The 18201-nt window shown below is 46.7% G+C and carries 24 protein-coding genes; 9 read left to right on the forward strand and 15 right to left on the reverse strand.

All coding sequences use genetic code 11. The features are described from left to right. Positions 1 to 23: 23 nt before the first annotated feature. From J2S00_RS08400 to J2S00_RS08415, 4 genes are all read right to left on the reverse strand, one after another. Positions 24 to 1073 (reverse strand): YheC/YheD family protein, encoded by a 1050-nt coding sequence (locus tag J2S00_RS08400; RefSeq protein ID WP_307338075.1) that lies wholly within the window; start codon positions 1071 to 1073, stop codon positions 24 to 26. Positions 1074 to 1255: 182 nt separating this feature from the next. Next, on the reverse strand, positions 1256 to 1576 hold the full coding sequence (locus tag J2S00_RS08405) for a hypothetical protein (RefSeq protein WP_307338077.1): 321 nt from the start codon (positions 1574 to 1576) through the stop codon (positions 1256 to 1258). Positions 1577 to 1718: 142 nt separating this feature from the next. Then, on the reverse strand, positions 1719 to 1868 hold the full coding sequence (locus tag J2S00_RS08410; RefSeq protein ID WP_307338080.1) for a hypothetical protein: 150 nt from the start codon (positions 1866 to 1868) through the stop codon (positions 1719 to 1721). 90 nt (positions 1869 to 1958) lie between these two features. After that, positions 1959 to 2507 carry a class I SAM-dependent methyltransferase gene (locus J2S00_RS08415; RefSeq protein WP_307338083.1) on the reverse strand — a complete coding sequence of 183 codons (549 nt, stop codon included), beginning with the start codon at positions 2505 to 2507 and terminating at the stop codon, positions 1959 to 1961. 178 nt (positions 2508 to 2685) lie between these two features. Here J2S00_RS08415 and J2S00_RS08420 point away from each other — a divergent pair, with 178 nt between their 5' ends. Continuing rightward, positions 2686 to 3114, forward strand: a complete 429-nt coding sequence (locus J2S00_RS08420; protein WP_307338085.1) for an Hsp20/alpha crystallin family protein — start codon at positions 2686 to 2688, stop codon at positions 3112 to 3114. An 88-nt stretch (positions 3115 to 3202) separates the two neighbouring features. Here the strand turns inward: J2S00_RS08420 and J2S00_RS08425 are convergent, their stop codons facing one another. From J2S00_RS08425 to J2S00_RS08445, 5 genes are all read right to left on the reverse strand, one after another. Further along, a complete protein-coding gene (locus J2S00_RS08425; protein WP_307338087.1) occupies positions 3203 to 3979 on the reverse strand; it encodes a 3D domain-containing protein in 777 nt (258 codons plus the stop codon). 184 nt (positions 3980 to 4163) lie between these two features. Then, positions 4164 to 4601 carry a hypothetical protein gene (locus tag J2S00_RS08430; protein WP_307338089.1) on the reverse strand — a complete coding sequence of 146 codons (438 nt, stop codon included), beginning with the start codon at positions 4599 to 4601 and terminating at the stop codon, positions 4164 to 4166. Between the two features lie 118 nt (positions 4602 to 4719). After that, complete coding sequence (locus J2S00_RS08435; protein ID WP_307338092.1) at positions 4720 to 5889, reverse strand: Ger(x)C family spore germination protein; 1170 nt, start codon at positions 5887 to 5889, stop codon at positions 4720 to 4722. A 40-nt stretch (positions 5890 to 5929) separates the two neighbouring features. After that, the gene (locus tag J2S00_RS08440) at positions 5930 to 7150 is read right to left on the reverse strand and encodes a GerAB/ArcD/ProY family transporter (protein ID WP_307338095.1); all 1221 of its coding nucleotides are present in this window, start codon (positions 7148 to 7150) and stop codon (positions 5930 to 5932) included. Continuing rightward, complete coding sequence (locus J2S00_RS08445; protein WP_307338098.1) at positions 7110 to 8756, reverse strand: spore germination protein; 1647 nt, start codon at positions 8754 to 8756, stop codon at positions 7110 to 7112. The genes J2S00_RS08440 and J2S00_RS08445 overlap by 41 nt, the downstream gene beginning before the upstream one ends. A 143-nt stretch (positions 8757 to 8899) precedes the next feature. On the opposite strand from J2S00_RS08445, the gene mobA reads away from it, so the two are divergent. Next, positions 8900 to 9520 carry a molybdenum cofactor guanylyltransferase gene (mobA, locus tag J2S00_RS08450; protein ID WP_307338102.1) on the forward strand — a complete coding sequence of 207 codons (621 nt, stop codon included), beginning with the start codon at positions 8900 to 8902 and terminating at the stop codon, positions 9518 to 9520. Here the strand turns inward: mobA and fdhD are convergent. Continuing rightward, positions 9490 to 10284, reverse strand: coding sequence for a formate dehydrogenase accessory sulfurtransferase FdhD (gene fdhD, locus J2S00_RS08455; RefSeq protein WP_307338105.1), 795 nt, complete (start codon positions 10282 to 10284; stop codon positions 9490 to 9492). The two genes, mobA and fdhD, sit on opposite strands and share 31 nt — an antisense overlap. Before the next feature lie 381 nt (positions 10285 to 10665). Between fdhD and J2S00_RS19900 the strand changes: the two genes are divergently transcribed. From J2S00_RS19900 to mobB, 5 genes are all read left to right on the forward strand, one after another. Further along, positions 10666 to 10950, forward strand: a complete 285-nt coding sequence (locus J2S00_RS19900; protein WP_370875854.1) for a hypothetical protein — start codon at positions 10666 to 10668, stop codon at positions 10948 to 10950. 74 nt (positions 10951 to 11024) lie between these two features. Next, entirely contained in the window at positions 11025 to 11399 is a 375-nt protein-coding gene (locus J2S00_RS08465) for a Na-translocating system protein MpsC family protein (RefSeq protein ID WP_307338108.1), read from the forward strand. 209 nt (positions 11400 to 11608) lie between these two features. After that, on the forward strand, positions 11609 to 13960 hold the full coding sequence (locus J2S00_RS08470; protein ID WP_307338111.1) for an FdhF/YdeP family oxidoreductase: 2352 nt from the start codon (positions 11609 to 11611) through the stop codon (positions 13958 to 13960). Between the two features lie 117 nt (positions 13961 to 14077). Beyond that, complete coding sequence (locus tag J2S00_RS08475) at positions 14078 to 14263, forward strand: hypothetical protein (RefSeq protein ID WP_307338113.1); 186 nt, start codon at positions 14078 to 14080, stop codon at positions 14261 to 14263. Between the two features lie 92 nt (positions 14264 to 14355). Then, on the forward strand, positions 14356 to 14907 hold the full coding sequence (gene mobB / locus J2S00_RS08480; protein WP_307338116.1) for a molybdopterin-guanine dinucleotide biosynthesis protein B: 552 nt from the start codon (positions 14356 to 14358) through the stop codon (positions 14905 to 14907). Between the two features lie 84 nt (positions 14908 to 14991). On the opposite strand, the gene J2S00_RS08485 is transcribed toward mobB, so the two are convergent. The 3 genes from J2S00_RS08485 to gerPC all read right to left on the reverse strand — a co-directional run bounded on the left by J2S00_RS08485 (position 14992) and on the right by gerPC (position 16377). Beyond that, positions 14992 to 15222, reverse strand: a complete 231-nt coding sequence (locus tag J2S00_RS08485; RefSeq protein ID WP_307338118.1) for a hypothetical protein — start codon at positions 15220 to 15222, stop codon at positions 14992 to 14994. Positions 15223 to 15369: 147 nt separating this feature from the next. Next, positions 15370 to 15750, reverse strand: a complete 381-nt coding sequence (locus J2S00_RS08490; protein WP_307338120.1) for a hypothetical protein — start codon at positions 15748 to 15750, stop codon at positions 15370 to 15372. Between the two features lie 324 nt (positions 15751 to 16074). Continuing rightward, positions 16075 to 16377 carry a spore germination protein GerPC gene (gene gerPC, locus J2S00_RS08495; protein WP_307338123.1) on the reverse strand — a complete coding sequence of 101 codons (303 nt, stop codon included), beginning with the start codon at positions 16375 to 16377 and terminating at the stop codon, positions 16075 to 16077. 285 nt (positions 16378 to 16662) lie between these two features. On the opposite strand from gerPC, the gene J2S00_RS08500 reads away from it, so the two are divergent. Next, positions 16663 to 16965: a hypothetical protein gene (locus tag J2S00_RS08500; protein ID WP_307338127.1), complete on the forward strand. Its 303-nt coding sequence runs from the start codon at positions 16663 to 16665 to the stop codon at positions 16963 to 16965. Positions 16966 to 17001: 36 nt separating this feature from the next. On the opposite strand, the gene J2S00_RS08505 is transcribed toward J2S00_RS08500, so the two are convergent. Beyond that, positions 17002 to 17214 (reverse strand): hypothetical protein, encoded by a 213-nt coding sequence (locus J2S00_RS08505; protein ID WP_307338129.1) that lies wholly within the window; start codon positions 17212 to 17214, stop codon positions 17002 to 17004. Between the two features lie 166 nt (positions 17215 to 17380). Between J2S00_RS08505 and J2S00_RS08510 the strand changes: the two genes are divergently transcribed. Beyond that, complete coding sequence (locus tag J2S00_RS08510; RefSeq protein ID WP_307338132.1) at positions 17381 to 17689, forward strand: hypothetical protein; 309 nt, start codon at positions 17381 to 17383, stop codon at positions 17687 to 17689. 137 nt (positions 17690 to 17826) lie between these two features. Here J2S00_RS08510 and J2S00_RS08515 read toward each other — a convergent pair whose 3' ends face one another. Further along, complete coding sequence (locus tag J2S00_RS08515) at positions 17827 to 18135, reverse strand: double zinc ribbon domain-containing protein (RefSeq protein WP_307338134.1); 309 nt, start codon at positions 18133 to 18135, stop codon at positions 17827 to 17829. Positions 18136 to 18201 lie beyond the last annotated feature (66 nt).

An 18201-nucleotide genomic window follows, 5' to 3' on the forward strand; every position in this document is an offset into this window, starting at 1 on the left:
GCGGTTCCCATATACTATTCTTGTTATTCTTTCAACCGCCTGTAGACGGCACACACATATTCAAATGGAATACGGTTGCGCTTCACTTTCACCTGTTTACGAAAGGGTCTGAAGTTGGCTTCCAGAAGCCAGATCTTCTCGTCCTGGTCTACGGCAAAATCCAGGCCCATGTCTATCATGTACGGAAAGCGTTGTTCCAAAGCCTGGGCAATCAGCAGGCTCAGGCGGTGAATCTCTTTTTTTGTCTTCATGCTGAGCAGCCGTTTTAATGTGTATTTCGCCTTTCCTCCTTTATCCAAATTAGTCACATCCCACCCTTCTTTAGCCACCCGGGCAAACATTCCTGTGATTTGCCATCTTTCCATCTTGTTTTTTTGGGGAGACACGCGGATATCGAACTTACGTCCTTGGTATGTCTTTAAGGGAATCCCCTGTTGAACAATGTAACGGGAGGGACGGGAAAACGTCTCGGAGTAGAACGTTTTTAACTCTTTGTCATGAACGATACGACTGTCTTTGGTTTGTCTGTAAAAGTAATCGATGGTGTAGTGATTAGATTTTCTTCTGATGATATAAATATGATTGCCTTTTCCACCGAATTTTGGCTTGACAAAAACGGTTTCATATCTTTTTAACATGCCTAGCAGTGAGTTCCATGACAGCGAGGCTGTTTCAGGCAGACAGGGCCTGATCTCCTTAAAAGAATTTAAAAATAAATAGTCATGATATTTACTCCGTTCCCTTTTGGTGCAGGCGTTAAAAAAAATGATACCGTCTTCTTCACTTAACTGTCTTACCTTTTGTATGGCTGCTTTTTTTTTCAAACTGGCGTTCAGCCGGTATAAGTTAAGGCGGGGGATTGGTACGTTTTTTGGCATCAGTACGTTTGTACGATAGTCATAAACAAAGCCATCTACCGTTTTATTGTGCACATTAATATGATCAATGGAGTAAATACAAAGGTCAACCTTGTTTTTTCTGGCCTGGGTTGTATAAAAAGAAAAATAGTCATCAGTGAAATAATGGCGGGCAGCGTTATTAATCCTCCTTGTTGACAATATAAGTCCAATCATGATCTCCCATCCCTTTGATTCTCCGTTAGTTGATCAAACTAAACCACTTTGATCTAATGTATGCCCAGAATGCACTACCGGTGCATGGAGAGAAATGGAAAATAGAGTGATCAGGGAGCCGGCCTAAAAAAAGAAAAGATGTAGCCGGGGCTACATCCAAAAGTTCTTGTTGCCTATTCTTATTATTTGCTGTGGTTTATGCTACTGGTGGCCAGGATCAGACCAATTTGAAGGAAAATAAAAACAAGCTTAGCTGTTGAGAGAACGAGGCCGACGATTCCGGCTATAATTACGGGAACAGCGAAAGGTTCAGTTCCAAGCAAGGATAAAAGGCCAAAACCGATAAGGAAAACAGACAGTCCGGCCAGGCCAATAAACCAGTGAGTAGATGTCATTTCTTTTAACCGGCGTACGTTTTTCACAACCACCCCCACAAAAGCCAAGCATAATCCCACCAAGCTAAGTCCCAATTCCAATAAAACGTTACTGATATTCTCTTTCAAGTGATCTCCACCCCTTCTTAGAGCTCTTTCACTTCTTTTGCTATTATAGTATGTTTTAACGTGGAAAAAAAGATGCAATTCTTATGTAGAAAACGATGCCCTGGGGATGTGGCCGCACTGTTCCCCAGGCATCTCCTTCCTGTTACGATTGACCAGGTTTTCGTCCAATTTCACCGTTGGTGACCGTGGGGTTGTCCGGATGAGAAGTGCTATGATCAAACTCTTTGATATGAGGATGTTCAATTTCCGGGGTTATGGGTTTGTTTTCTTGTTTACGTTCTTTTTCAGGCATAGATAAACTCCCTCCTTTGGTTAAGTTTAGTTTGACCGTTTGGAGTCAACTTATGCAGTCAGTGTAAATGGAGGGAGTTCATTAGGATTGTTATTTTTTACAATAATATACAAAAGCTGGCGGTATATTCAAAGGAATAAAATTCAACTCAACTGAGCCAAACTTTTGTTTCAATGCTTTGCGCATGTGCCATGAGAATTGATACATGACAAGTGCACCGTCATCCGTTAGAGAGGAATAAATTAATTCGAAAAATTGATCTCTTAGCTCTTGAGGAAAGAGGGTAAAGGGCAACCCGCAGACAATGCAATCCACTTGCTTTTTCCCTTGTTTCTGCAGTACTTTGGGTAGATGAAGGGCATCCGAGTAAATGGGAAGATGAGGAAATTGTTCGCTTAGGTAATCCCTTAATTTATCGTCCTTTTCAAAAATCATGAGCGTAGCCTGGTTTTCTTCGCAGTAGTGATTCAGCTCACGGGTAATCACCCCTGTTCCAGCACCAAACTCCACAACGGTTGATGGTGTACTTCTGGCAACAAGATCTGTAATTTTCCGCACCATAAAACTGGAACTGGGTACCACACTGCCAACTTGCGTGGGTGAGTGTAAGAACGTTTGTAAGAATAGTTTTCTGTCCATTTTTTTCACTCCCGTTTTTTCACTCCTATCTAGACTTTTTTATGCTTCCCATTTTATGCATCAAACTATACTCTGGACAAGACATTTATTTATTAATTTTACCCTTTTTTGTGGCATAAGGCCACCACAATTGGGGAAAATACATGACGTATAAACTGATAAGAAAGGAGTGGAACCCATGGCTTTGATACCTTACGATCCGTTTCGGCGCTTGGCACATATGCGCAGAGACTTGGACCGGTTCTTTCACGATTTGCCGCTGTTTAACCAGGAACTGGATATGCCCCGCGTGGATGTATATGAAACGGAGACAGAGGTGATTGCCTCTTGCGAACTCCCGGGGCTGGAAAAAAAAGAGGATGTGGATATTGATGTACGCGATCAAATGCTGACTATCAGCGGAGTGATCAACCGGGTGAAAGAGGTGAAAGAAGAGCATATGTATCGCCGGGAGCGGTTCAGTGGCCGCTTTCAACGGTCCGTTCCCCTGCCGGCACCTGTGTCTGCAGAAGGAACCAGAGCCACATACAAACAAGGCATCTTGGAAATTCGTATGCCCAAACAGGAGCGCACCAACCAAAAGCGGATCGATGTGGAATTTCATTAAACTTGTCTCTTGTATGTCATGTCTTGTTCATATTATCACTAAGCAAAAGCGACCCGTAACATCAGGGTCGCTTTTGCTAATGGTGTGACTAGTCGAGGATTTCGACTTTCACACCGGAGACACGTCCAAGTGATAAAAGTTGATTGGTTGGCGCATCCTTGTAAATATCGATTTTTCGTCCACGGACAGCGGCGCCGGTATCATCGGCTCTGCGTTTTTGAACCGTGCCGTCCGGAAAGGTTAGCTTAACCCATGTGCCTAGAGGAATGACGTTCGGGTCAACGGCAATGGTCACCCCGTCTTGGGTTGGACGCCCGCTCGCCGTTGTTCCGCTCGTATTGTACCAAGTGACTTCGAATCCTGTTAGGACATGTGAGGAAGAGGATTGCTTGCTTGATTGGTTATTCGCAGTTTGAGAAGCTTGACTGTTAGCGGTGCCAGAATCACGACTGCGGCTGGCTACTTGAACTTGGCGTTTTTCTTTTCGGGATTGAAGTTCACGTTGAAGTCGTTTGTTTTCCTGCTCTTTTTGCTGGTTGATCTGTTTTAACTGTTGTATCTCTTCATTGGACTGTTCCAAATCTTTTTCCAGTTCTTTGATGGTGCTTTCCAGTTCTTCTTTGGTTTCTTCAAAGCGTTCCTCTATGGATTGAAGCTGGTCTTTGAGCTCGAATAATTCAGACTCCATTTGGGTGTTTTCTTGCTCTAATGCGGCTTTCTCAGTCTCCAGCACTTCTTTTTCTTTCTTGATGGCGTCCATTTCTTCCGCGTAAGTTTGGGGAATCTCATACAGGGCATACAGCTGAAGACCAATGATGGTGAGCAAGATCAATCCGGCCAACACCCATTTGGTGTTTGAATTCATGACATCACCTCTGGTTGTTTTCTACCTCTAGCATTATAACGGAAGCAGAAGTGATGTCAATGATAAAATAGGCCAATAAAGTTAATAAATGGAAAAATAGTGGCAGACGTTTACCTTGTAAACGCCGCCGCTGCGAAGGATTGTGTTTAATACTGATAATGACGGTTTACGATGAAATTTTTTTTCAGCGAGCATCGAGAAATATGCTGTAACTGCCGGTTAGATCATCATACTGTCCCCAGTTGACATGAAGATTATAAAGGTAGAGCCCTGGATCTTCAGGGAGTACAAACTGGTTGCCCTCAATTGTTTTCCAGGTATGCTGTCCGCCGTGCCATTCCTGAACTCTCATGTGAGGATTTTGCGGAGCATATTCAAATTTGATCTCCACAGTCCCTCCAGCCTGGACGGGGGCAGGCTGCGTGTTTCCTGAGAGTTGTTCAGGGCGGATTTCACCCCGTAAAACAGGCACTTCTTGACCATTAACGGTAATGGTGGGGATTTGGCTTCGTTTTAATTCGGTTTGAGACTCAGCAAAGTACTCCATCCCTTCATCCATGTTATTGAGGGTACAGCCCCCGATCAGGATCAGCATTGCCACAACACAACACAATCTTTTCATGGTAACCACCTCGTTCTGCAATTTAAATCGGTTGTTTTTAATCAGTGGAGGTTTTTTTATGAAAGCTTTTTTAGGTTACCTCCGCTCAGAAGTTATATGCGTCACTGGATGGTCAGAATTAAAGTTTCATTTGCATCCCTGTCCGGCGGATTTTAACATCATAAGTCACATCAATGATGGCATGGGGAAACTCTTTTTCCCAGTCTATTTTTTCCCATGTTTTGTAATGATACGCTTTCAGCTTTAAGCCCAGTTTCAAGGCATCTACTCCGTATTCTGTCTGCAATTTGCTGATCAGTTCATGGGCCCTATTCTGCAGTTGCTCTTCTGCTTTTTTGGCTACATCTTCAAGCACAGCCGGATCGTTAAGTTGAATGTCAGCGTTTTTCTCCTTGACCTCTGCTTCAATCTCCACATGATAACTGGCTTTGATTTGGCCGTTATTAACCTGAATACGGGTTTTGGTTTTTAAGTGTTCCGGATCGAGCAGGACCTGATGACGCTTGTCATTTTCGTTAATGGAAACAAGAAACTCCCCGCCTGTGCCCATACCTTGGAGTTGCATAAGGATCCAGGCTTCACTGTCGGTAAGGGTACCGATCATTTTTGCTCCTTTAAATAAGGCCACGCCCTTCCAGGCTACCTCATTCTTATCGGCCTTGATGTAATTCGTTTGCGGTTCAAATGTGGTGCTTGACAGAGCAATATAGAAATCTCCCAGTGAGATGTCCGGCAATTCTTCCATCCGTGCGCCGTTCTCAAGCATGAGCATGATATACACAATCGGCACTTGCTCCAGATCGGTGTACACACGTAAGACGTCTTCTGCCTTGCCCTCTGAGATTAACAGCCACAGCAAGCGCCGTATTTGGGGATTGCGTCGGAAGCCGTCGATGATTTCCTTGATTCTCTCCCGGGCCACCTCCTCACTGATGACTAACACCCGGGTATGGCCCATAAACAGTTGCTGATTTAAGCGTTTTTGGAGATTGTCCAAGGCCTGGCTGACAGAGAAACCGGTGGCACTCATCACTTTGACGGATTCGGCGCCGCCGCCTCCTCCGCCCCCGCCTCCTTCAGCTCCGCCAGCAATGCGGATGGGGATCGGTACCTGAATGGTCACCTTGTACTTTTGGCCGGCATTTTGTTCCTCCTGGCTTGGTTTGTCGACGGCAATGGCCACCACAGAGATACGCTCTTCAAGGTCCCGCCGGTCCCAACAGCCGGCTGTTGTCAGGAGCAGGGTAATGGTTAACGTCAGACAGAGAAGACGTTTTAGCACAGGCATGCTGTCACCTTCTTCGTCAGCTTATTGGGAGCTGGTATTGTTATCTGGTTTGTCCCTTGTTTGTTGATTTGTTTGGTCTTGCTGGTTGGGGAGTCAGGCCAATTTTTCTGATACGGGCGATAATAAGCAACAGGATCGGCACCCCTCCGCCGACTATCAACCCGGCATAGCCGGCATAGGTTTGCCAGTCGGACAAGGTATGCACGTTTTCGGGAATCGAAGCGATCCAGTACACGATGGGCAGGAAAATGAGCGCATAGACGTGTGTTTTTCCCCGGGCGACATACTTTTTGGCTAAAAAGGAGGTGGCGTAGAACAAGTTGGCCGAGGAAGTGAACACGGCAGCCACCCACACCCCCAGAAAAGCGGACTCTACTCTTTCCAATATCACGCCTGGCACCTCTGTGGTTTTAACCAGCTCAAAGGTGGGCCAAAGGAGCACTTGCAACTCTTCTGTGCCGAACGTGCCCACAGCGACAACCACTACCGCCGTATAGATTAAGAGGGGAGTGGAAAAGCCAATCACATTGGCTGGCAGGGTTTCTTTGGTCACAAAAGTATAGCCGCCGAAAACGGTGATCACTTCATACCCCGCATAAGCAAAGGCGGAGATGACGACCCCGTACAGGAAATCTTGCCAGCGCACGTCTGGCCACAGCGGCAGAAAATATTCCAGCTTGAAACTTTGCACAGCAAACAGAATGATTAAAATACTGGGAATCACAATGAGGGGCAGCAGTAATTCGTTGATCCTGGCCACCACCTCCACTTCGTACCATGTTAAAATGTAGGAAAGGAGCAACATGCTTATAATTATCACTTCGAGCGGCGTGTTTATTAAGACAGCAGAGACAACCACTTCACCAAAGGCCCGGACGACCATGGCCACGGCAAACAGCCAATACCCGATAAATCCCACAATGATGGGTGCAGCCAGCACCTTGCCAATCATATTGGGGTTATGTTTGGTGCCTAAAATCTCCGGGGCATAGGAAGCCAAGCTTTTCAAGGGAAAGCGAAAACTTAACCGGGTCAAGATGATCATGAAAAGTAAAGTGACCAAGCCGCCCAGAATGGTGGTCAGCCAGGCGGCTTCGCGGGCCGCTTCAGACATACCCCGGGGGAGGGTTAAAATCCCTACGCCAATCAGTGTGCTGGCGATGAGGGAACCGGATTGCCTGGGAGTGATGATCACTTTTTCTTGTTCAGCTTGAGGGGCTTTATTGGCCGTTGGCCTGCCCATGTCCTTGCGCAGTTGCATGCTGCTCTCCACCTTGCTGCTGAGTTGTCTGTTGACGGTAGGTATTCTGTGTGTTAAAAGGCGTTGGCCGTTTTTCCAGATTATACAAAGGTGCCCGGAACACGGTGTCTTTCAGATCCGACAGGCGGGCAGGGCTAAACCCGGCCATATAAGGCACATTGAAAGACTTTAAAGAACAGAGATGGATGATGATGATAATGGCAAAAAACATAATGCCATACAGTCCAAACATACCTGCTGACAACATCATAGGGAAACGCAGCATCCTGAGGGCGATGGCGGCACTGTAATTGGGGATGACAAACGATGAAATAGTGGTTAATCCGACAACAATCACCATGATGGGACTGACCAGACCGGCAGTCACAGCCGCCTCACCGATAACCAGGGCACCTACAATGCCGATGGTTGGCCCAATTAATCCGGGCAGACGGACACTGGCTTCCCTCAAAATTTCAACCGCGATTTCCATTAGGATCGCTTCCACAATGGCAGGAAAAGGCACGGTCGCCCGCCCTGCTGCCATGGCGATGACCAGTTTGGAGGGAATCATTTCCGGATGAAAGGAGGAAAAGGCAATATACAGAGAGGGAAGCAGTAAGGCAAAGAAGAAGCTGAGCACGCGGATAAAGCGTACCAAGCTGCCGATAATAAACCGCTCATAATAATCCTCTGGACTGTGATAAAACTGGATAAAGATAGCCGGAACGATCAGCGCGAAAGGAGAACCGTCCACCAGGATAATCACTTTGCCTTCCAGCAGGTGGGAGACAGCTTTATCAGGACGTTCGGTGTACTGCACTTGCGGGAAAGGAGACCAGGGATGGTCTTCAATCAGCTGCTCAATATAGCCGCTCTCCAGGATGCCATCGAAGGTAATGTTCTCCATTCTGTTTTTCACTTCTTGCAAGGTGTTTTTGTCCACCAAACCGTCTATATACATCAAGCCCACATCAGTTTGGGTGCGTTCGCCTATTTTATAATGAACCAGACGTAGCTGGGGATCTCTGATCCTGTGGCGGATCAAGGCGGTGTTGACCCGTATCGTTTCTGTAAATCCGTCACGGGGCCCCCTGATCACTTGTTCGTTACTGGGCTCTTCCACACCCCTCGTTTCCCAGCCCCGTGTGTCTACAATTAAAGCTTTATCGACCTGATCGATCAACAGGACACTGTCCCCGACCAAGATGCTTTCCACGATCTGTTTCAATTCCAGCGCTTCTTCCACTTCACTGGCATAAAGTCCGGCGGTCTTCACCCATGCATACATTTGTTTGTGATCGGTCAGCAGGTGATCAGGGATCCGGTCTATGATCTCTCTGGTTAAAGCGCCAATGACGTACTCATCAGTTACAAAATTATTGGTCAATCCGTCAATAAAAAACATGACTGCTTTCAGATGTTGATGTCCCCCAATGTAAAATTCGCGTTCCACAAGATCTTCACAGTCTTTAAAAATGTCTTTCAGCCACTTGACATTAACGTCCAAGGATTCATGCAGGCGGATGCCCTGTAAAGGTTCCAGCTGCTTTTTTTCATATTCCTGCTGCAGTTTCTTCTTCTTTAATTCTGCCACACTTAACGGCTTGATAAATTTTCGTTTCATGATCAGGGCTCCTTAAACATGCTAAAATGAACATGGAAAGAACATATAGAACATGCTTAGTAAGATAGTTTTTGGCATTTGGGCCATTTTATGCGCACCTTTGACGTGGTGAAGAGATCATATTCATAGAGGAGCGGAGCAATGTGAAATGGACAAGCATTATTTTGGCTGGGGGAGCCAGCCGCCGCATGGGCCAGACCAAAGCATTGCTTACGATTCAGAATCAGACCATGGTTGAGCGGCTGTCAGAATTGTTAAGCCCCTTTTCAACGGATATCGTCATTGTTGTTCGCCAAGAGGATCATGACCAAATAGCTTCCCTTTTTAGGGAGGGTAAATCTGTTCATCTTGTACAGGATGACCCGCGCTATAAGGGATATGGCCCCTTGGCGGGCATGTATACTGGGATGAAGGCCGTTTTTTCTCCGTATTATTTTGTATGTGCCTGTGATATGCCTTGTTTGGATAAGGATTATCTGCACGGGTTAAAACAACTCATTCAGGAACAGCCGGGACATGAAGCCTACGTGCCGTTATCTGGCGGAAAGTATCAACCTTTTGCCGGGGTATATCGGAATCTGGCTGCCCAAATTGAGGAATTGCTGGAGCGGGGGGAAAAGCGGTGGAGTGATCTTTTTTCCAAATTGAAAAAAGGCTATTTGATCCAAGAAGAAGAATGGCAAACCTGGACCAAACAGCCGGATCCTTTTTTCAATATGAATACACCCCAGGATTATAACAAGATTCGCTCAGGATGGGTATAAACGTTCATTTGATTGCCCCGGATAAAACCAGCCGTGGTGATATTAAGCTCGTCCGCCATCCGTAAGGCCAATTCAGTCGGGGCTGATTTGGAGAGCAGAATGCCTATGCCCATCTTGGAAACTTTCAGCAACACCTCTGAGGATATTCGGCCGCTGAAGGTGATAATTTTATCACCAACAGGAATACGCTGCATCAGACAATAGCCGTATAATTTATCTAGAGTGTTGTGGCGGCCGATATCCGTCCGGGTGACTAGAATGCCCTCTGGGGAACATAAAGCAGCGTTGTGCACCCCGCCGGTTGTTTTAAAAGTGTTGCTTTGGTTTTGCATCTCAGCCATTAAAGCCAAGCATGTTTCGGCCGTAATGGCAAGTTTGGTGACAGCTGTTTTAGCTGTGCGCACATCATTATAAAAATAAAATGACTGGCGGCTTTTCCCGCAACAGGAACCGATAAAGCGTTTGGAATGGAACGTCTGTGCAGGTGTAGAGCAATGATGCAATTCAACATAGGCCAGCCCTTGGTCATCATCAATATGAAGTGACTTGATTTCAGTGTAACGGCAGATCACACCTTCTGAAGCCAAAAAACCAACGGTCATTTCCTCCAGGTGAGTTGGTGTACACACCAAAGTGGCAAACTCGTCTCCGTTCAGGTAAATGGTTAAAGGATATTCAGTGACAATCTGGTCCTCACAAGAGACAACACACTTATCCTTGTATTTCATCATGCGCCAGCCTGTGGTGATCTCTGGTGTGGTCATTTTTTTCTCTCCTTCACAGGGGTTTCAAAAAAACAAAAAAGATATTGTCATGTATACGTTATCATGATAATATTGTTTCAGACAACGTTTTGTAAGAAATCTGTCACAATTAATGATTACATCAGTGATTTTCGTCACTGACACACTTACTACCGGTGCTCTGTTCCTTATTGATACGAGACAGCGGCCCTGTCATCGGTTAATAGGGGGGTGGAGCCAGTCAGATCAGCACTGACCGTTGGCACTTGGTAGTGGCCCTGCTAAAGGCTAACCGTCGTAAACCATTTGCAGCGTAAAACTGCAAAGTGTTTACGACGGTTTTTTGTGTGAAAACGAATTCACAATGAAGCAAGGGACAAAGTTGAAAGGAGATGGGGAAGGATGGCGAAACAGAAAAACCGCTGGCTAATTGCTGCCTCTATGGGCTTGTTTAACGGTCTGGGCCGCATTATGTGGGCCTCTATTTCCGATTACATTGGCCGTCCCAATGTATATACTGCTTTTTTTGTGATTCAGCGTATATTTTTGGCGGTATGTTCGTTATCGCTTTGGCCGTATCCCTCTTCATCCGCCTTGACATTCGACGCTTGCGCGTCCGTAATACCAAAGAAGCCAAGCAGGGCAACATGGAGCTGGCCGGTTAAGCTGGCAGAAGAGAATAGCTGAGTTGTATGTTGAGTTATTTACCGTTCCAAGCAGTCGTGCTAATATTAAATAAAGACTGAAGAAGGTTGGACAGAATGAACAAGTATGAAGCCGAGTTTAGCAATCTGGTCAGAGCTTTCCGCAAGAAACATATGGGCAAAGGGCCACGCAAGATTGTGACCACCTTCTGTAAAAATTGGGCGATTTGTGAATTGGAAGGGAACCTGTCTCCTGTGGAAAAATTTATTGCCAATTACGATGAAGGCAAGCAAATGTTGCGTGCCGCCCGCACTGAGATGGTCAAAGAGATGTACCGGCAAAACCATCCGGTTGAAATGGAAGAATTCTTGGGGGCTAAGTTTGTTGACCTGTTTGTGGATATTGATATAGAACGGGATTTTGGTATGTCCATCTTTGTCTTTGATCAGGATATTGAGGCTAAGTTTTGTAAGCATAAACGAGAAGAATAGGGATCAGCTACATTTGGGAAACAGATTCAGTCGCCTATTGCAGTTGTTGGCTCTTCGGTAGCGCTCCTGCTGGAAGGGCAACACGCCGTAGTATCGTTGTTCCAGGTGAACGAACAAACGATATACGGCGTTTTTTTCAACATAGAAAGTGAGTACAGCAGAAAAACAGGTCAGCACAGCACAACATATTGTTAAGGGAGAGGATTGTCATGGGTAAAACCAAACATACAGGACCGATCAAACTGGACACATCCCCAACCCCTTCCCTGTGGGTCAGCAAGGTGCCGATGGGGCTGGGCAAAATCAAACCGAAACATATTCGGGACACCCTTAAAGTGGTGTGGGAAAACCGGGATAACCTGCCTTATGCCTACAGGATCCTGACCCAAGGCGTGTGCGATGGCTGTGCCTTGGGGGTGGGGGGGTTATACGACCAGACCCTGACAGGGCCCCATTTGTGCACCACCCGCCTCAATGTATTGCGCTTAAATACCATGCCGGCTTTAAATCCAGCCGTGTTGGAGGATGTCGAGGCGTTAAGGAAACTGGACAGCACCGAGTTGCGCAAGCTGGGCCGGATCCCGTTTCCCATGTCAAGAAAGCCGGGAGAAAACAAGTTTACCCGCCTCAGCTGGGATGAGGCCCTGAACCGCATTGCAACCAAAATCAGAAGCATTGACCCCAAACAGCTGGCCTTTTACCTCACATCCCGCGGCATTACCAATGAGGTGTATTACACAGCGACCAAAGTGGCCCGTTTTCTGGGCACCAACAATATTGACAATGCTTCACGCATTTGTCATTCGCCCAGCAAAACGGCCCTGAAACGTTCCTTGGGCATTGCGGCTTCCAGCTGCAGTTATAAGGATTGGATCGGCACCGATGTGCTGATTTTCTGGGGCTCCGTTCCTTCCAACAACCAGCCTGTCTCCACCAAGTATATGTATGCGGCCAAGAAGAAGGGGACCAAAATTATCCTCATTAATCCTTACCGTGAACCGTCTATGGAAAATTACTGGATTCCCTCCATCCCTGAGAGTGCCTTATTTGGCACTAAATTGGTGGATGATGTCTACCAAGTGAACATTGGCGGGGACATTGCCTTTATGAACGGGGTGATGAAACACTGGTTTGAAATGGAAGAGCAAGAAACCGGCTCAGCCATTGATCTTGCCTTTGTCCGTGAACATACCAATGGTTTCGAAGAGTTGAAAGCCCATGTGCTGAAACAAGACTGGGCCTCACTGGAGAAGTCGGCCGGTGTGTCCCGCGAGCGGATGAAAGCGTTCGCCGATCTGTTGGCCAAGGCCAAGTCAGGCGTTTTTGTGTGGAGCATGGGCCTGACCCAGCACCGCTTTGGCACAGACAACGTCTCCCAAGTGGCGAACCTGGCCATGCTGCGCGGGTTTATCGGGCGTGAACATTGCGGTGTCATGCCCATTCGCGGTCACAGCGGCGTCCAAGGAGCAGGTGAGATGGGGGCCGAACCCATGTCACTTCCTGGCGGCGGTCCCTTGGATGAGGAGAATGTCAAGCGCATGGAAGAGATTTGGGGCTTTGAGATCCCCAGATGGCCTGGCGATATTGTGGGTGTCTCCCTGGAAAATGCCTTGCTGCCCGATGGCCATGAGCGCAAAACAAAACTGTTCTACACCAGCGGCGGCAATTTCTTGGAAACCATGCCTGACCCTGATTTTGTGAAGAAATGTCTTGAGGCCGTCGAGTTACGGGTGCATCAGGATATTATTCTTAATACCTCCACATTGGTGGATGCCAAAGAAGAGGTGATTGTGCTGCCGGCCATGACCCGCTTTGAACAGCCGGGGGGAAGCACCTCCACTAGCACGGAACGCATGGTTTATTTCAGTCCGGAAATCAAAGGGCCGCGTATTGAAGAGGCCAGAGCCGAATGGCAGATTTATATCGACCTTGCTTCCAGGGTATATCCGGAAAAGGCGCACCTGATTCAGTTTAAAGATGCCCAGGCCATCCGGGAGGAGATTGCTAAAGCTAACCCTAATTATGACGGCATCCAGCATTTGAAAAAACAAGGAGACTTCTTTCAATGGGGCGGGGCCTGGCTGTGCGAAGACGGGATTTGCCCCACCCCGGACGGGAAAGGCAATTTGATTCCCATAGAGATTCCGGAGCTGCGCAAAACAGAAGGACAATTCTACGTCACCACCCGGCGGGGCAAGCAATTTAACTCCATGATTTTCAGTGAAAAAGACCCCGCGACAGGGGGAGAGCGGCACGATATCTTTATCAATCCGGAAGATGCCAAAAAGCTGAATATTGAAGAGGGTGAGGCCATTGTGGTCTATAACCAGTTTGGCTTCTTACAAGGACGGGCCAAATATGAGGATGTCCGTCCTGGCAATATTCAGGTTTATTGGCCGGAAGGCAATGTGCTCCTGGAAAAAGGAGTCTATGAAGAATTTGCGGGTGTGCCCGAATACAATGTGGCTGCCGTGGTGGAAAAAGCAGACACGTACTATGCCCATAAAGATACCCGTTATGTAGAGAAGCGCATTGAGGATCTGGAAACGGAAGTGAGTTAAACGGTCCATCGTTGTTACAGAATATGACCTCTTAAGCCCTGTTTCACGCTGGAACAGGGCTTTGTTTAAGTTAAGATATCAGCAAAGAAATGAATCTGAACGGGAGTTGGAACAGCCATGAACCAAAACCGAGTGCCCCTTGATGTATCCGCAGCGATCAACCGGATTATGGCCAGGGTTGAGTTGGGTGAAACGGAAGTGGTTCCCCTTGCGGAAGCCAATGGCCGTTACCTGGCTGAAGATTTGATTGCCGATCACCCGGTTCCCTCCTTTAACCTGGATCGAGGTCAAACGGCCGGTTAAACCAGGGGAAAATATTGCCCGGAGGGGAGAAGATACACTGCAAGGAGAAGTGGAAGTGTTGTGGCTGGAGCGGCCGGATGAGGGGAATTTTTATGTCTAAACAACAAAACCAGATCCCGGTATTACAGATAGTCGGGTATAAAAACAGCGGCAAAACCACATTGATCACCAAGGTGGTTCGCCACCTCGTCCATGGGTATGGCCTGCGCATTTTAACGGTCAAACATGATCATGGCCATTTTGATATGGACCGGGAGGGAACCGATACCTGGGCTCACCGCCAGGCAGGTGCACAGTCCATTCTGATTCAGTCTCCACATGGAATAGGATTGACAATGGCACATGATCAGGAAAAATCTTTAGACCAGTTACTCCGGCTGGTCCAACATGCAGGTGATTATGATTTGGCTCTTGTGGAAGGATTTAAACAAGCTGATTTTCCTAAGCTGGTTCTGATCCGTCATGAGAAAGATTTGCCTTTGCTTGAACAGCTGTCTAACATTAAGTGGGCCGTGTTCTGGCAGGAAGCCGACCGGCAGCACTATGTCCATCAGTGTGATCGCAGGGGGATTGCCCCTTTTCCAACAGGATTGTTGGTTGAGACGGACAAACTGCTGACATGGGTAGAAACAATCGTGCTGTAACAACGAAAGCTCCACAAAAAGCCCCATGCGTCATAGAGACGTACGGGGCTCTACCATAAGGAGAATGAACCTTCATAAGAGGACTCAACCTTGAATCATTACTTCGATCTTGGCATTTCGGGCTTGTTGCTCTTCAGCTGAAGCCAGATCATATTTTTTTAATAAATGAAATGCTTCGTTTAAAGTCGCTTGATCCACATCGGAAGTTAAAAAGGCTTTGAACCGGCTGTACAAGTCCTCAGGTAAAAACGGCGCTTGTTCTTCCAACTTTTTTTGCACATCCTCCAAAGAATGGTCCAGTTTACATTCACTCATCTGTGACACCCTCCCACTCTTTTTCTCTATCATAATACAGAAAATATTAAATGTGAAATATATATGGTGACCTGTACAGAGGTCACCATTTAAAATGTTGCTGAACTTTTTTGGGCTCTTCTACCATGTTTCTACTCTAGACACCATTCAATAAAAGAAGCCTCTGCGGGCGAAGGGCCGTGGGAAGAAAGGACGGCGGAAGAATGGTCTTCTAAATCCAGCAAACGGGAAAAAGGCAGCTGCGAAGGCAATAGCAGCAATCGCAGCAAGAGCTACCGCCACTGGAAAGAAAAAGAACAAAACTTCTTCTCCTTTTTCCTTTGATGTGGTTGTTATGGCGTGCTTAGCGTCAGGTGTCCCTTCTTCAACTTTCGGCTCAAGTGAGACACCCTGTCCGAGGGGGGTAATATAAACATGAGTAGGTGTAACCCTGTCAACACGACCGGATATTCTTCTCCCATCTCTTGTCCGGATATATGCGATACGCCCTATATTAGCCCGGCAAAGGTGATAATACGGGTGGGCCATAACCATACCTCCTTTAATTATAGTAATAAGCAGACTCAAAATTAGTGTATGTATTTTAATTTTTGAAAGATTGGACATGTGTATATAGACTCTCAAAAGATTTTGTAAGGAAAAGGTTGTCCAATTATGAGTTCTATTTCCTTGGTACAGGCCATAAGCTGTACTAACGGATGTGCAATCAGTGAGGTATTTAAGGAGAGGTGCCGTATGGATAGTGTGATTGCCTGGACAGACGGGATATTAGCGTTTATATTGTGGGCCATCGGTTTGTCTGCGTTGGTCATGTTGTACAGGGATCAACCTCATTTAACGGAGTAGATGTTTCTACTCCGTTTGTTTGTTGTTGGCCGCTTGGTTTTCCTCCAAATCGTTGATTTGAACCCCTTCCTTGCCATCCTCATTGAACCACTTTTGAATCTCTTCGGCATCAGCTTCTGCCGTAAAGCCAATATTGAGTGTTCCGCTCAGTTCCTGGACCACCAATTCTTGAATCTTGTAATTGATGTTTTCAATATGGACCGGTTTGATGTTTTCCAGCTTCTGTCTCAATTCCTCATTATCTTTCTCCAGTTTTTGAAGGCGCTCTTCCAGGTGTTGAATATATTCCGGGGGTAAATAAACGTACATGTGGACCACCTCAACGGATAGTGTCAGCCACAGTCCATGTGACAGAGGCCAGCTTATAACCTTAGGCTCATACTATAGTGTATGACAAAGTGTGTGGGCGATTGCCACATGATTGAGCCATTTGACCAATTATGAACGTGCAAGGCAGGTGCCTCGTCCAGATGAAATCCCCTGACATATCTATATAGTAAGCCTTAGACACAGACGAACGTCGATATAACTGGGCTAAATTTGTTTTTTATGATTAACACAAAAAGGAAGTTTATCGAGAGGAGGGATCGGTGCATGTCCTATTATTACCATCTGTGCAGAAGGAACATTGGCCGGGGGGCAATAATTCGAACCAGAGACGGCAGGGAGTTCCGCGGAATTATTTCCCGTGTGACACCGACACACGTTCTGTTAACGCCTATGAGCAGAAGGGTGTCGGGAAAAACGGCTGAAGGGGTACGCTATGAAGCTCAAACTGCAAAAACAGACAACCGCCAGCCGGAAGGTACCGAAATCTTGTGGGGATGGTGGCTCCCGTTTTTGGCTATTTCTTCTCTAGCCTTTCTTCCCTTTTTCCTTTTCCCATTCTGGTGGTAAGTAAAAAGCCCCTTGAACGGAAGGGGCCTGGTAAGGTTATTCAGAGCGAAACATGGTATAGGGGTAAGCAGGAAACGGTACAGGATGCACAGGAATAACGGGATGGGGAAAAAGCGGATGGGGTGACACAGGGTTTATGGATGGGTGATACACCATGCCCCACTCCAGGGGGTGAGTAAGATCATCCCCTGCTGGCCAGCTGGGTGTATAAATGTGGGCATGTGAAACATGGGACCAATATGGATACATGAGGCTTCCTCCTTTGTGTTGCATAAGGTAAAAGGCAAGGCACTCAACCAATTTCTTCATTATATGCATGTGTACAATCCCATGGTGAATTTGTGTCATAAGATATATGACGCAAGTGAAAAAATTGGTCGAGAAATTAAATAAGGTTTTGTGAGGAGGATAAATTGTGCCGCAACATCTGTATCGGTTGTGTTGCTCCTGCATCGGAAAAACGGCAAGGATACGGACTCGAGACGGTCGGGTATTGACGGGGCGTATTTGTTGGGTGACGCCATCCCATGTTCACCTCATTCCTGTTGGGAGACCGGTTAATCAGGAGAATGAAAAGGTTACGGTTCAGCACGCCCTAGCGGATCATATGCTGCAACGGGGAACCGAAATATGGTTTTTTGGTGGCCGGATTATTGTCCCCTTAATCGCAATTATGGGTTTAACGATTGTAGGCACAGCACCGTTTTGGGGAGGGCCGTTTTAAAGGGCCCTATGATAAACATACTGTTAAGGATTAACGCCTAGCCCCTTGTTAGCTCAGCGTTTTAATGCTTGAAAAGACCTCTTTTACGGGAGGTCTTTTTTTGTGGCTCTGTACAGTGGTGTTTCACCATGAGATCATCAGGCGTCTTTGAAGAAGCGGTGAGAAAAATGTTTCAGCTCATCTAAGTCGTCAATCTCTACCTTGGTGCCTTGCTCATAGGGGGACATAATCAGTCCTGCTTTTTTAAATACAGTAGGGGAGCCACACTGGGCGCAAAAAGCAGCCTGGGGATGGTTCATCTTTTTGCAGGGATCTCCCATAGGTCCGCCGTCATTGGTACATTTGTTTTGCAGAGGAGCCCCGCAATGAGTACAATACTGGTCTTTCTCATCCGGTTGACGCCCACAGCGAATGCAATACTCCACTTTCATTCTTTCACCTTCCATCTTTGCTCACCAATTGAATACGGGCTCATATGATAAGATATGAAGACCGTGTGAGGAGGGTTCATC

Origin of the sequence: Caldalkalibacillus uzonensis (assembly GCF_030814135.1) — a bacterium.
Taxonomy (GTDB): Bacteria; Bacillota; Bacilli; order Caldalkalibacillales; family Caldalkalibacillaceae; genus Caldalkalibacillus; species Caldalkalibacillus uzonensis.

Excerpts from the sequence above, each read along its gene's own strand:
- J2S00_RS08400 (WP_307338075.1), bottom strand. The coding sequence starts at position 1,073 with ATGATTGGACTTATATTGTCAACAAGGAGGATTAATAACGCTGCCCGC.
- J2S00_RS08410 (WP_307338080.1), bottom strand. The coding sequence starts at position 1,868 with ATGCCTGAAAAAGAACGTAAACAAGAAAACAAACCCATAACCCCGGAA.
- J2S00_RS08415 (WP_307338083.1), bottom strand. The coding sequence starts at position 2,507 with ATGGACAGAAAACTATTCTTACAAACGTTCTTACACTCACCCACGCAA.
- J2S00_RS08420 (WP_307338085.1), top strand. The coding sequence starts at position 2,686 with ATGGCTTTGATACCTTACGATCCGTTTCGGCGCTTGGCACATATGCGC.
- J2S00_RS08425 (WP_307338087.1), bottom strand. The coding sequence starts at position 3,979 with ATGAATTCAAACACCAAATGGGTGTTGGCCGGATTGATCTTGCTCACC.
- J2S00_RS08430 (WP_307338089.1), bottom strand. The coding sequence starts at position 4,601 with ATGAAAAGATTGTGTTGTGTTGTGGCAATGCTGATCCTGATCGGGGGC.
- J2S00_RS08435 (WP_307338092.1), bottom strand. The coding sequence starts at position 5,889 with ATGCCTGTGCTAAAACGTCTTCTCTGTCTGACGTTAACCATTACCCTG.
- J2S00_RS08440 (WP_307338095.1), bottom strand. The coding sequence starts at position 7,150 with ATGCAACTGCGCAAGGACATGGGCAGGCCAACGGCCAATAAAGCCCCT.
- J2S00_RS08445 (WP_307338098.1), bottom strand. The coding sequence starts at position 8,756 with ATGAAACGAAAATTTATCAAGCCGTTAAGTGTGGCAGAATTAAAGAAG.
- fdhD (WP_307338105.1), bottom strand. The coding sequence starts at position 10,284 with ATGACCACACCAGAGATCACCACAGGCTGGCGCATGATGAAATACAAG.
- J2S00_RS19900 (WP_370875854.1), top strand. The coding sequence starts at position 10,666 with ATGGCGAAACAGAAAAACCGCTGGCTAATTGCTGCCTCTATGGGCTTG.
- J2S00_RS08465 (WP_307338108.1), top strand. The coding sequence starts at position 11,025 with ATGAACAAGTATGAAGCCGAGTTTAGCAATCTGGTCAGAGCTTTCCGC.
- J2S00_RS08470 (WP_307338111.1), top strand. The coding sequence starts at position 11,609 with ATGGGTAAAACCAAACATACAGGACCGATCAAACTGGACACATCCCCA.
- J2S00_RS08475 (WP_307338113.1), top strand. The coding sequence starts at position 14,078 with ATGAACCAAAACCGAGTGCCCCTTGATGTATCCGCAGCGATCAACCGG.
- mobB (WP_307338116.1), top strand. The coding sequence starts at position 14,356 with ATGTCTAAACAACAAAACCAGATCCCGGTATTACAGATAGTCGGGTAT.
- J2S00_RS08485 (WP_307338118.1), bottom strand. The coding sequence starts at position 15,222 with ATGAGTGAATGTAAACTGGACCATTCTTTGGAGGATGTGCAAAAAAAG.
- J2S00_RS08490 (WP_307338120.1), bottom strand. The coding sequence starts at position 15,750 with ATGGCCCACCCGTATTATCACCTTTGCCGGGCTAATATAGGGCGTATC.
- gerPC (WP_307338123.1), bottom strand. The coding sequence starts at position 16,377 with ATGTACGTTTATTTACCCCCGGAATATATTCAACACCTGGAAGAGCGC.
- J2S00_RS08500 (WP_307338127.1), top strand. The coding sequence starts at position 16,663 with ATGTCCTATTATTACCATCTGTGCAGAAGGAACATTGGCCGGGGGGCA.
- J2S00_RS08505 (WP_307338129.1), bottom strand. The coding sequence starts at position 17,214 with ATGTATCCATATTGGTCCCATGTTTCACATGCCCACATTTATACACCC.
- J2S00_RS08515 (WP_307338134.1), bottom strand. The coding sequence starts at position 18,135 with ATGGAAGGTGAAAGAATGAAAGTGGAGTATTGCATTCGCTGTGGGCGT.